Consider the following 11,417-nt stretch of genomic DNA (forward strand, 5'->3'; position numbering starts at 1 on the left):
ATGGCAGCCATGAGCTGGAAACGTCTGCTGTACCGCATGACCATAGGGTATGTATGCCTGCTACCTACCTCTACCCAAGGTCAGGAGCGCGCACTTACCGGAACCATCAGTTTCAGGGGCTCGGTACATGCACTGGGTTGTCGCCATGCCTGGGATGCCGAAAGAGGGCGTTTGGTATTTGCCGATTGCCCCAGCGCCATCACCGCACCCGACGTACCTCCTGCCCATTTGCACGCCAAGAATATTTTCTCCAGCGAGCCCGCCACGGTCATTCAGCAGGAGACCCAGGCAGGCCACACGTTCACCCTCCACGACCGCTACGGCAAACGTGTTTCCAGCGGCAGTTATCGAATCACGGTGCACATACCATGAGCCTACTGGATCTGCTCCGGCGTCACGATCACCCAGTTCTTGTCCGCCGTCACCGGTAACCCTTCCTTGGCCTGCGCCGCCGCGTTCCTGGCAATCATGCCATTGAGCTGGTCCATGTACTTGGCCTTGCGGTTTATCCACAGGTGGATACCGCCCTTATCTACATCCACCCCATGAAACTGCATGTAGCCATCGCTGGTCGGCGTGTCGCCCCCCACCAGCACCGGCTTCTTCCACTCATCGATATAGGTCAGGATCGCCGCCTGCTTGCCCGCCATCCAGGTAGCCGGGGTCCACAGGTAAGGCGTCAGTTCCAGCCCTTCGTTGGCCTTGGCGTCATAGTGCCCGGCACTGATCTGCTTGCGTGCCGTGGTCAGCTGACCATTGGCACGGTCCTTGAGCAGCAGGCTCACGCCAATCACATTCTGCGGCTTCACGTTGTAGCCGTACTTGGGGTCTGACGCGACCATGCGCACCAGCTCTTCGGAGGCCGCCGAAATCACATACACCTCGATGCCATTCTCCATCAGCTTGTTGTACAGCTCGGCCTGGCCTTTGAAGACCTTGGGCGGCTGTACTTCGATGGTCTTGACCTGATCGCCTTCGTAATAAGTACTGGGGATCGGCTTGGTAGACGCCATCAGCTCATCCACCTGCACCTTCAACTCCTTCAGGGTAAAGCCCGAGAACACCTGGGCCACCCACGGGTAGCAAACCATGTCGTCAACTTCGCACAACCGGTAGTAGTAGCTGAACAGGCTTTCCTTGTGCTCGGCGGTGTCCTTGAACGGCATCAGCTTCAACGACGGGTCGAGCTTGTCGCGGCTCAGCAGCCCCTTGTTTTCCATGAATGGCAGCAGGGCTTCTTCCAGGTCATAGCGGTAACTGGTGTTGTCCATGTCGAACACCGCGTAGTTACCCTTATTGGCATTGGCAGCGATCATGCTGTCGAGCTGCTTGGCAGCCTCGACAGGCCAATGTTTGAGCTCGGTGGCGAAAGTTTCGATACTGAACAGCAGGGACAGGCCGATGGCGGCAGCTTTCACAGCGACTTTCATGTACGAATCTCCTGAAATGACCCGGAAACGCTAGTGCAACAATCCCTTCCGGCAACCCCCGATAACGACGTCCAGGCAGCTGCAAACGCCGCGTTCATTGCAATCCGCGACACGCAGTTATTCCATAAACGACTATGCACATTCCATTTGGGTATAAATTCGTTTGTTTTCAGGCTGTTAGCATTTCCGTTCGCAATCGCTCACAGAGGCGATGCTTCTTTTGCTTTTTTTCGCTGGAGCTTCAATGAACCTGCCGCTGTCTCTTAACCTGCTGGCGTTCCTGGCCCTGTTGCTAGGCCTGGCGCAAACCCGCCGCACCGACTGGAGCCTGGCCAAGAAGGTGCTACTGGGCCTGGTGTTGGGTGTGCTCTTCGGCCTGGCCCTGCACACGGTCTACGGCGCGGGCCACCCGGTGCTCAAGGCCACCATCGCCTGGCTCGACCTGGTCGGCAACGGCTATGTCGGCCTGTTGCAGATGATCGTCATGCCGCTGATCTTTGCCTCAATCCTCAGTGCCGTGGCGCGCCTGCACAATGCCTCTTCGCTGGGCCGCATCAGCGTACTCAGCATCGGCACCCTGCTGCTGACCACCGCCATTGCCGCGCTGATCGGCATCGTGCTGACCAACCTGTTCGGCCTCAGCGCCGAGGGGCTGGTGGCCGGCGCCCAGGAAAGCGCGCGCATGCAGGTTATCCACAGCGACTATGCCGGCAAGGTCGCCGACCTCAACATCCCGCAGCTGCTGCTGTCGTTCATCCCCAGCAACCCGGTGGGTGACCTGGCGCGGGCCAAGCCGACTTCGATCATCAGCGTGGTGATCTTTGCCGTGTTCATCGGCCTGGCGGCCTTGCAGCTGATCAAGGACGATGCCGAGAAAGGCGAACGTGCCCTGTCGGCCATCGACACCCTGCAAGCCTGGGTGATGCGCCTGGTGCGCGTAGTGATGACACTGACCCCGTATGGCGTGCTGGCGTTGATGACCAAGGTAGTGGCCAGCTCGAACATGGAAGACATCCTCAAGCTGGGTAGCTTCGTGGTGGTGTCGTACCTGGGCCTGGCGCTGATGTTCGTGGTGCACGGCATCATCCTCGCCGCCACTGGCGTGAGCCCGCTGCGCTTCTTCCGCAAGGTGTGGCCGGTGCTGACCTTCGCCTTCACCAGCCGCTCCAGCGCCGCCAGCATTCCGCTGAACATCGAGGCGCAAACCCGTCGCCTGGGCGTGCCGCAATCCATCGCCAGCTTCAGCGCCTCGTTCGGCACCACCATTGGCCAGAACGGTTGCGCTGGCCTCTACCCAGCCATGCTGGCGGTGATGGTGGCGCCGGCGGTAGGCATCGATACCTTCGACCCGCTGTGGATCGCCACCCTGGTGGCGATCGTCACCCTGAGTTCGGCAGGCGTTGCCGGCGTGGGCGGCGGGGCCACCTTTGCTGCATTGATCGTGCTGCCGGCCATGGGCTTGCCGGTGGAGCTGGTGGCGTTGCTGATTTCGGTGGAGCCGCTGATCGACATGGGGCGTACGGCGTTGAACGTGAACGGTTCGATGACGGCGGGCGTGGTCACCAGCCAACTGCTGAAAGAGACCGACAAGGCTGTGCTGGCGGGCGATGAGCATGCCGAGTTGAGCCATACCTGACAGATCGCCGGGGCTGCTGCGCAGCCCCGGCAATATCAAACCTTGTCCCAAACCTCGAAGTGATAGGCAGGCTTGCCTTCTTCAGCCTGCGCCTCGCTCGACGCCAGCTTCCACTGCCCCTCATCAAACGCCGGGAACCACGCATCCCCTTCCGGCGCCATTTCCACCCGTGTCAGGTACATGCGGCTGACCAGCCCTTTCTCCAGCGCCTGCCCATACAGCTGCGCCCCGCCAATCAGCATCAGCTCATCAACGCTTTGCTCGCGCGCCCACTGTTCGGCCCGCACCAGCGCCTCCTCCAGCGAAGCGAACACCTCGGCGCCTGCCAGCTCAAGCCCCGGCTGGCGACTGACGACGATGTTCAACCGCCCGGGCAGTGGCCGCCCCAGTGAGTCCCAGGTCTTGCGCCCCATGATGATCGGCTTGCCCAAGGTGGTGGCCTTGAAGTACTTGAAGTCCCCCGGCAAATGCCAGGGCATGGAGTTGTCGACGCCGATCACGCGGTTCTCGGCGTAAGCCGCGATCAGGCTGAGGGGGAGTGATGTATTCATGCCAGCGAGGATAGCACCGGGCGTGTGGGTTATGCTTCTGCCCTGACCTGTGCAATGGAAGACCTTGTGACTGCACCCACTTCACTGGACAAGCGCTGGCTCACCGAAGCGGTACGCCTGCGCGAGGAACATGCCGGCCCCCTGGAAGACCAGGAAGCCAACCGCCGCGCGCGCCAGCTGGGCGGCGACCTGGCAGCCCGTATCGAAACCCGTGCGCTGTGCCTGGCCGAACGCGACGGCATGACTGTCGCCTTGCACCACTGGAAGCAGGGTGCACGCCTGGCGCTGCTAGCCTTGTTGCTGCTGGCCGTGCTCAGCGGCGCCGGCATGGCGCTGGCCGCCCTGGGCGATGGGCAACGGCCGGTCAACGTATTCTGGGCCTTGGGCAGCCTGCTCGGCCTGAACCTGCTCATGCTGCTGGGCTGGGCCGTCGGATTTGCCCTCAGCGGCGAGCACGGCGCGGGGCTGGGCCGCCTGTGGCTATGGCTGAGTGAACGCTTTGCCCGCGATGCCAAGGCCGCACACCTGGCACCTGCGCTGCTGGTGCTGCTGCAACGTCAACGCCTCAACCGCTGGCTGCTCGGCCTGCTGGTGCATGGCCTGTGGCTGCTGGCCATGCTCACCGCCCTGGGCATGCTGCTGGCCTTGCTGGCGACCCGGCGCTATGGCTTCGTCTGGGAAACCACGCTGCTTGCCGCCGACCCGTTCATCCACCTGACCCAAGCCCTGGGCGCCCTGCCTTCACTGCTGGGCTTTGCCGTGCCCGACGAAGCCATGATCCGCGCCAGCGGCGACACACTGCCCGCCCTGGACCTGGCACGCCAGGCCTGGGCCAGCTGGCTGCTAGGCGTAGTGCTGGTGTATGGCCTGCTGCCACGCCTGCTGCTGGCCGGGGTGTGCCTGTGGCGTTGGCGCCAGGGCCGCGAGCGCCTGACGCTGGACCTGAGCCTGCCCGGCTACGCGCAACTGCGTGATGTGCTGATGCCCCGCAGCGAGCGTATCGGCGTGCAGGACGCGGCCCCCGAGGCTTTGCCACAGTTTGCCGCCGGCCAGCTGGAAAGCGGCAGCAGCGGTGCCCTGCTGGTCGGCCTGGAACTGGACGACCAGCGCCCCTGGCCGCCCGCCCTGCCCAAAAACGTGATCGATGCCGGTGTGCTCGACAGCCGCGAATCGCGTAACCGGCTGCTCGAACAACTCAGCCGCTTCCCCCCTGCACGCCTGGCCATCGCCTGCGACCCACGGCGCTCGCCCGACCGCGGCAGCCTCGCACTGCTCGCCGAACTGGCGCGCAATGCCGGCGCAACGCGAATCTGGCTGCTCCAGGCCGCCCCCGGCCAGGCCCTGGATGCCCAGCGCCTGGGCGACTGGCACGAGGCTCTCGACCGCCTTGGCCTGACCCACGCCGACACCTCACCGTTGACCTGGCTGGAGCATGGCCATGACTGAGCCACTGAAACTGGCCGTGGTCGGCCATACCAACGTCGGCAAGACCTCGCTGCTGCGTACGCTGACCCGTGACATCGGCTTTGGCGAAGTGTCCCACCGCCCCAGCACCACCCGCCATGTAGAAGGTGCGCGCTTGTCGGTGGACGGCGAACCGTTGCTGGAGCTGTACGACACCCCAGGCCTGGAAGACGCCATCGCCCTGCTCGACTACCTCGAACGCCTGGAGCGCCCGGGCGAACGCCTGGACGGCCCTGCCCGCCTGGAGCGTTTTCTGCAAGGCAGTGAAGCGCGCCAGCGTTTCGAGCAGGAGGCCAAGGTGCTGCGCCAGTTAATGGCCAGCAATGCCGGCCTGTATGTGATCGATGCGCGCGAGCCGGTACTGGCTAAATACCGCGATGAACTGGAAGTGCTGGCCAGCTGCGGCAAGCCGTTGCTGCCGGTGCTCAACTTCGTCGCCAGCCACCAGCACCGCGAGCCGCAATGGCGTGAAGCCCTTGCCAGGCTTGGGCTTCACGCGTTGGTGAGGTTCGACAGCGTGGCCCCGCCCGAAGATGGCGAGCGGCGTTTGTACGAAAGCCTGGCCCTGTTGCTGGAAGACGCTCGCCCTGCCCTGCAGCGGCTGATCGACGACCAGCAGGCGCAGCGCCTGGCGCGCCAGCACAGTGGCAAGCGCCTGATCGCCGAGCTGCTGCTGGACTGCGCCGCCTGCCGGCGCAGTGTCGAGGCTGAGCCGGCGGCCGAAGCCCGGGCCATCGAAGCGCTACGCCGGGACATACGTCAGCGGGAGCAGCGCTGCGTGGAGGCATTACTCAAACTGTATGCCTTCCGCCGCGAAGACGCCCATGCCAGTGACCTGCCATTGCTGGATGGCCGGTGGGGTGACGACCTGTTCAACCCCGAAACCCTGAAGCTGCTGGGCGTACGCCTGGGCAGCGGTGTGGCAGCGGGGGCGGCAGCCGGTGCCGGGGTTGATTTGCTGGTTGGCGGCCTTACCCTCGGTGCAGCGGCCTTGGCAGGTGCAATTGCCGGCGGTGCGCTGCAGACGGCACGCAACTATGGTTCGCGGTTGATGAGCAAGCTAAAGGGCAAACGTGAGCTGACCGTGGACGACACGGTATTGCGCTTGCTGGCCTTGCGTCAGCAGCAGTTGATGGTTGCGCTGGACAACCGCGGGCATGCGGCGCAGGACAGCATTCGGCTGGGAGAGCTGGATGAGAAGACGTGGCGGGAGGGCAAGTTGCCAGAGGCGCTGGTCAAGGCGCGGGCACATCCGCAGTGGTCGACGCTCAATCCAGGGTCGAAGCTGAATCAGGCTGAACGGCAGGAACAGCTGGAGGCGCTGGTTTCACAATTTTGAGTGAGCAGGTCTGGCCTCTTCGCGGGCAAGCCCGCTCCCACAGGTACTGCACAGCATTCAGCCCTGTGGTGATCCTGTGGGAGCGGGCTTGCCTGCGAAGAGGCCAGACCTGCAAAGTGCTGGTTACTGCTGAGCCACCTTCTCCGACTTGCCGTCATAACGCTTGCGCCACTCGGCCAGGATCTGGTCGCGATTCTTCGAGGCCCAGGCAAAGTCGTTCTTGATCAGGCGCTGCTCATAATCCGCTGGCAACTCGGTCTGCGGCTTGGCAATGCCCGGTGCCGCCAGCACAGCGAAGTTCTCCTTGTACAACTCCATGGCCGCCGGGCTGGCCGAGAAGTCAGCCAGGCGCTTGGCCGCATCCGCCTTGGGCGAGCCCTTGATCACCGCAGTCGCCTCGATCTCCCAGCCCAGGCCTTCCTTCGGCAGCACGATGTCCAGCGGCGCGCCCTGGCGCTTGAGCTGCACCGCCGGATACTCGAACGAAATCCCAATCGGGAACTCGCCCGCCGCTGCCAGCTTGCACGGCTTGGAGCCGGAGTGGACGTACTGGCCGATGTTCTGGTGCAGCGCATCCATGTAGGCCCAGCCCTGCGGCTCGCCAAAGGTCTGCAACCAGGCACTCACGTCAAGAAAGCCAGTACCCGACGAGGCCGGGTTCGGCATGACGATCTTGCCCTTGTACTCAGGCTTGGTCAGGTCCTGCCAGCTCACCGGCTTGCTCAGGCCCTGCTTCTCGGCCTCGATGGTATTGAAGCAGAGGGTCGCGGCCCACACGTCCATGCCCACCCAGGCAGGTGGGTTGGCAGCGTCCCGGTAGTTGCCGGAAATTTTGCCCAAGTCCTTGGGTGCATAGGCTTCAAGCATGCCGTTCTGGTCGAGGATGGCCAGGCTGGACGCTGCCAGGCCCCATACCGCGTCGGCTTGCGGGCGGTCTTTCTCGGCCAGCAGCTTGGCGGTGATGATGCCGGTGGAGTCGCGTACCCACTTGATCTCGATGTCCGGGTTGGCCTTTTCGAAGGCCTGCTTGTAGCTCTTCAGTTGCTCGGCTTCCAGCGCGGTGTAGACCGTCAGCTGGGTAGCGGCGGCTGAAGCCTGCAGGCTGAACACGGCGGAAACGGCAGCGGCAAGTGCAAGGTGCTTGTACATGGGTAGGTTCCTTACAGGTCAGACGGTCGCGGCGCGTTGGCGCCAGGCTTGAGAGCGGCGCAGCAGGCCGCGTGAGGCTGCAGCCAGCAGCAATGAAGCGCCGGCACTGGTCAGCAGTATCAGGGTGGACATGGCAGCAGCACCGCCAACGTTGCCGGCGTCGTCCATGTTCAGCACGGCAACGGCAGCCAGGATGGTGTCGGGGCTGTACAGGAAGATCGCCGCCGACACGGTAGTCATGGCCGAGACGAACAGGTAGCGGATGATGTCCAGCAGCGCCGGCAAGCAAATCGGCACGGTTACCCGCAGAAAGTGCTTGTACAGCGGCGCCTTCAGCGACAGCGCGGCGGCCTCGAACTCGCCGTCGAGCTGGCGCAGGGCGGTGGTCGCGGTCATCTGCGCGGTGGTCAGGTAGTGGGCGATGGTGCACACCACCAGCAGCCCCATGCCGCCATACAACACATGCAGCGGGTTACCGTTCAGGTTGAAGAAGAAGACGTAGCCCAGGCCCAGCACCAGGCCGGGCACGGCCATGGGGATGAAGCTGAGCAGGCGCAGCATCTGGTTGAGCAGGCGCTGGCCCTGGGTTTTCTCCATCAGGTAAGCACCGGTGAAGATCACGACGCTGCCGATCAGCGCGGTGCCGATGGCCATGGTCACGCTGTTGCGGTAGGCCAGCCAGCCGCCCCCTGCGGTGTCTTCGAACATGTAGTGACGCAGCGACAACGACAGGTTGTAGGGCCAGAAGGTGACCAGCGAGGAATACACCGCCATGCCAATCACCAGCAACAACGCCGCGCACACCAGCAGCACGATGGCCAGGAAGCAGGCATCGCGGCTGCGCGATGGCTTGGGCTCGAACACCTGGGCACGACCGCTCATGGCCTCGCCCTGGCGCCGGCGCAGCCAGGCGTCGACGCTGAAGCTGAACAGGGCCGGCAACAGCAGCACCATGCCGATCAGCGCGCCACGGCCGAACTGTTGCTGGCCGACCACCGCCTTGTAGGCTTCCAGCGCCAGTACCTGATAGTCGCCCCCCACCACCACCGGTACACCGAAGTCAGTAATGGTCAGGGTAAAGACCAGGCAGAATGCCGCGAACACCGCTTGGCGCGTGGCCGGCCAGGTGATGCTGGTGAACGCCCGACCTGGGCCGGCGCCCATGCTGGAGGCAGCATCAAAAAGACGAGCATCAGCCAGCGACAGCGCCGACAGCAGGATCATCAGCGCATGCGGGAAGGTGTAGATGGCCTCGCCAAGCACGATGCCCCAGAAGCCGTAGATGTTGTCGCTGAGCAACCCCCGCAACAGCCCCTGGTTACCGAACAGGTAGACCAGCGCAATGGCCGGCAGCATCGACGGCGCCAGCAGCGGCAGCAGGGAAATCCCCCGCCACAGGCCCTTGGCCGGGATCAGTGTACGTTGCAGGGCATAGGCGAACAGATAAGCCAGCGGCACCACGATGGCCGCGACGGTGAAGGCCACCGACAGGCTGTTGCCCAGCAACCAGTGGAAGTTGTCGCTGGCGAACAGTTCGCGGGCAGCCAGCAGGCCGCCGCCCTGGCCTGCGTCAGCGCTGAAGCCACGCCAGAAGATCGCCAGCAGCGGCATGAGCACGGCCAGCACCAAGAGGATCAGTAGCAGGCTCTTGCCGCCGACGACGAACAACCGGTCACCCAGGGCGACGCCTGCACGCGGCGCGGCTTTGGCCTGGCTCAGCGGCAGGGACATTGGCGCGGCCATCTCAGGCAAACACCTGCAGGCTCTGCGGTGGCAGCGCCACCCAGATGTCCTGCGAGCCTAGGCGCGGCATGGCCTCGGGGGCCACCTCGGCCAGCAGGGCGTGGCCTGGCAAGGCCTTAAGCTCGAAGCTCATACGGCAACGGTTACCCAGAAAGGTGATTTCGCGGACCTTGGCCGGGAACAGGTTTTCTTCATGCACCACCGGGTTGACCGTGATTGCCTCCGGGCGGCAGAACAGCCGGCCACTGCTGGCCTGGGTCGAACCCGGCGCCAGGCGCATGTTCATGCCACCGACCTGGGCGTGGCTTTCACTGCTGCTCTGGAATGGCAGCCAGTTGCCCTGGCCGACGAACTCGGCAACGAACGGTGTGGCCGGCTGGTCGTAGATTTCCTGTGGGGTGGCGTACTGCTCGACCTGACCGTTGTTCATCACCGCAATGCGATCCGCCATCAGCATGGCTTCGTCCTGGTTGTGGGTGACCATCAAGGTGGTAATGCCCAGCTGGCGTTGCAGCTGGCGCAGCTCGGTGCACAGGTGCTCACGCACCCGGGCGTCCAGCGCCGACATCGGCTCGTCGAGCAGCAACAGCGATGGCGATGGCGCCAGCGCACGCGCCAGGGCCACGCGTTGCTGCTGGCCGCCCGAGAGCTGGCCGGGGTACTTCTTCTCGCTGCCGGCCAAGCCGACCAGTTCGAGCATTTCGGCCACCCGCTGGCGGGCCTGCTCGCGGCCACTGCCGGTCAGGCCGTAGGCGATGTTGGCTTCGACGGTAAGGTTGGGGAACAGCGCGTAGGACTGGAACAGGATGCCGTAGTCACGGGCTTGGGGCGGCAGCTCCGAGATATCGCGCTCGCCGATGTACAGTGTGCCACGGTCCTGGCGCTCCAGGCCGGCGATGCAGCGCAGCAGCGTGGTCTTGCCGCAGCCGGACGGGCCAAGCAGGCACACCAGCTCGCCGGCGGCGATGTCCAGCGAGACATCGTTGAGCGCCGTGAAGGCACCGAAACGCTTGTGGATGTTGCGCACTTTCATTTGTGCGCCGGGAGTGGCGTGGTTCATGGCAGGGCCTCATCGAAGAGATGGGGCCATGCTAGGAAGGCTGTGCGAAGGTTCTGTGGCGTTTGGGCAAAAGCGGGTGATAGTGGTATAGGCAGATTTTGGAGTGGCTGTGAGGGCCCTATCGCCGGCTTGCCGGCGATGAGGCCAGTACAGCCATTACAGAACGATCAGAAGTGTGAGCCCGCCACTTCCTGCGCCAGCCCAAGAAACGCAGCCGGCAACCGGGCCTGGCGCCGTTCCTTCAGGCAATACAAATACTCATGCATCACCGGCGCATCCTCCAGCGCCAGCACCCGCAACTCGGGGTTATGTGGCACCTCATGCCGGGCAATCACACTGATACCGATGTTGCGCAGCACCGCCTCGCGGATCGACTCGCGGCTGCCGATTTCCAGCAAAGCTCCGGCCTTCACCCCGGCCTCCTGCAGCATCTGCTCGGTCAGCTTGCGCGTGGTCGAGCCCTTCTCGCGCATCAACAGGCAATGCCCGGCCACCACGTCGATGGACACCGTCTGGCGATGGGCCAACGGGTGGTTGCGGTGCACCGCCACCACCAACGGATCGGTGCCCAGTACCCGGCGCACCAGCCGTGCGTCCTCCACGAGTTGCGACGAAGCGGCGATGTCCACCCGGTAGTCTTCAAGCATTTCCAGCACCTGCTGCGAGTTGCCGATTTCCACCGCCACCTCCACCTGCGGCAAACGCTCGCGATAGATCTTCACCAAGTCGAGTATGTAGTAAGGCGCTGTGGCGGCGATGCGCAAGCTGCCCTGAGCCTGACCACTGTTGCGCAGCTCGAACTCGATATCGGCCTCTTGCTGCAGCAGCGCCTTCACCATCGGCAGCAGGCGCACGCCCTCTTCACTCAGCACCAGGCGCCGCCCGCCACGGTAGAACAGCTCTACCGCGTACTGGCTTTCCAGGTTGCGAATCTGCGTGGTCACCGTGGGCTGGCTGAGCCCGAGCTTCTTCGCCGCCAAGGTGATGCTGCCCAGGCGGGCCACCATGTAGAAGGCTTTCAGCTCCGAACTCAGCATGCACGTCC

Annotated in this window: 10 protein-coding genes; 4 read left to right on the forward strand and 6 right to left on the reverse strand. The window is 64.1% G+C overall.

The window, feature by feature from the left end; genetic code table 11:
• Positions 1-9: 9 nt before the first annotated feature.
• Entirely contained in the window at positions 10-372 is a 363-nt protein-coding gene (locus tag QQL85_RS06680; RefSeq protein ID WP_284353101.1) for a hypothetical protein, read from the forward strand.
• 2 nt (positions 373-374) lie between these two features.
• Here QQL85_RS06680 and QQL85_RS06685 read toward each other — a convergent pair whose 3' ends face one another.
• The gene (locus QQL85_RS06685; protein ID WP_284353100.1) at positions 375-1,430 is read right to left on the reverse strand and encodes a haloacid dehalogenase-like hydrolase; all 1,056 of its coding nucleotides are present in this window, start codon (positions 1,428-1,430) and stop codon (positions 375-377) included.
• 244 nt (positions 1,431-1,674) lie between these two features.
• Between QQL85_RS06685 and QQL85_RS06690 the strand changes: the two genes are divergently transcribed.
• Positions 1,675-3,066 (forward strand): L-cystine transporter, encoded by a 1,392-nt coding sequence (locus tag QQL85_RS06690; RefSeq protein ID WP_284353099.1) that lies wholly within the window; start codon positions 1,675-1,677, stop codon positions 3,064-3,066.
• Positions 3,067-3,101: 35 nt separating this feature from the next.
• On the opposite strand, the gene QQL85_RS06695 is transcribed toward QQL85_RS06690, so the two are convergent.
• Complete coding sequence (locus QQL85_RS06695) at positions 3,102-3,617, reverse strand: dihydrofolate reductase (RefSeq protein ID WP_284353098.1); 516 nt, start codon at positions 3,615-3,617, stop codon at positions 3,102-3,104.
• A 54-nt stretch (positions 3,618-3,671) separates the two neighbouring features.
• Here QQL85_RS06695 and QQL85_RS06700 point away from each other — a divergent pair, with 54 nt between their 5' ends.
• Both QQL85_RS06700 and QQL85_RS06705 read left to right on the forward strand, forming a co-directional pair.
• Positions 3,672-5,063 carry a DUF2868 domain-containing protein gene (locus QQL85_RS06700; RefSeq protein ID WP_284353097.1) on the forward strand — a complete coding sequence of 464 codons (1,392 nt, stop codon included), beginning with the start codon at positions 3,672-3,674 and terminating at the stop codon, positions 5,061-5,063.
• A complete protein-coding gene (locus QQL85_RS06705) occupies positions 5,056-6,420 on the forward strand; it encodes a GTPase/DUF3482 domain-containing protein (protein ID WP_284353096.1) in 1,365 nt (454 codons plus the stop codon). Before QQL85_RS06700 ends, QQL85_RS06705 begins: the two co-directional genes overlap by 8 nt.
• A gap of 123 nt (positions 6,421-6,543) precedes the next feature.
• Here the strand turns inward: QQL85_RS06705 and QQL85_RS06710 are convergent, their stop codons facing one another.
• From QQL85_RS06710 to QQL85_RS06725, 4 genes are all read right to left on the reverse strand, one after another.
• Positions 6,544-7,569: a putative 2-aminoethylphosphonate ABC transporter substrate-binding protein gene (locus QQL85_RS06710; protein WP_284353095.1), complete on the reverse strand. Its 1,026-nt coding sequence runs from the start codon at positions 7,567-7,569 to the stop codon at positions 6,544-6,546.
• Positions 7,570-7,587: 18 nt separating this feature from the next.
• Complete coding sequence (locus QQL85_RS06715) at positions 7,588-9,312, reverse strand: putative 2-aminoethylphosphonate ABC transporter permease subunit (RefSeq protein ID WP_284353094.1); 1,725 nt, start codon at positions 9,310-9,312, stop codon at positions 7,588-7,590.
• A gap of 1 nt (position 9,313) precedes the next feature.
• On the reverse strand, positions 9,314-10,372 hold the full coding sequence (locus QQL85_RS06720; protein WP_284353093.1) for a putative 2-aminoethylphosphonate ABC transporter ATP-binding protein: 1,059 nt from the start codon (positions 10,370-10,372) through the stop codon (positions 9,314-9,316).
• Between the two features lie 167 nt (positions 10,373-10,539).
• Positions 10,540-11,409 (reverse strand): LysR family transcriptional regulator, encoded by an 870-nt coding sequence (locus tag QQL85_RS06725; RefSeq protein ID WP_284353092.1) that lies wholly within the window; start codon positions 11,407-11,409, stop codon positions 10,540-10,542.
• Positions 11,410-11,417: the final 8 nt, after the last annotated feature.

The sequence above is a fragment of the Pseudomonas putida genome, from assembly GCF_030159595.1.
GTDB classification, from domain to species: Bacteria; Pseudomonadota; Gammaproteobacteria; order Pseudomonadales; family Pseudomonadaceae; genus Aquipseudomonas; species Aquipseudomonas putida_AC.

Bases quoted from the DNA above. Each gene is read 5' to 3' on its own strand.
- QQL85_RS06685 (WP_284353100.1), bottom strand. From the start codon at position 1,430: ATGAAAGTCGCTGTGAAAGCTGCCGCCATCGGCCTGTCCCTGCTGTTC.
- QQL85_RS06690 (WP_284353099.1), top strand. From the start codon at position 1,675: ATGAACCTGCCGCTGTCTCTTAACCTGCTGGCGTTCCTGGCCCTGTTG.
- QQL85_RS06710 (WP_284353095.1), bottom strand. From the start codon at position 7,569: ATGTACAAGCACCTTGCACTTGCCGCTGCCGTTTCCGCCGTGTTCAGC.
- QQL85_RS06720 (WP_284353093.1), bottom strand. From the start codon at position 10,372: ATGAACCACGCCACTCCCGGCGCACAAATGAAAGTGCGCAACATCCAC.
- QQL85_RS06705 (WP_284353096.1), top strand. From the start codon at position 5,056: ATGACTGAGCCACTGAAACTGGCCGTGGTCGGCCATACCAACGTCGGC.
- QQL85_RS06695 (WP_284353098.1), bottom strand. From the start codon at position 3,617: ATGAATACATCACTCCCCCTCAGCCTGATCGCGGCTTACGCCGAGAAC.
- QQL85_RS06725 (WP_284353092.1), bottom strand. From the start codon at position 11,409: ATGCTGAGTTCGGAGCTGAAAGCCTTCTACATGGTGGCCCGCCTGGGC.
- QQL85_RS06700 (WP_284353097.1), top strand. From the start codon at position 3,672: ATGGAAGACCTTGTGACTGCACCCACTTCACTGGACAAGCGCTGGCTC.
- QQL85_RS06680 (WP_284353101.1), top strand. From the start codon at position 10: ATGAGCTGGAAACGTCTGCTGTACCGCATGACCATAGGGTATGTATGC.
- QQL85_RS06715 (WP_284353094.1), bottom strand. From the start codon at position 9,312: ATGGCCGCGCCAATGTCCCTGCCGCTGAGCCAGGCCAAAGCCGCGCCG.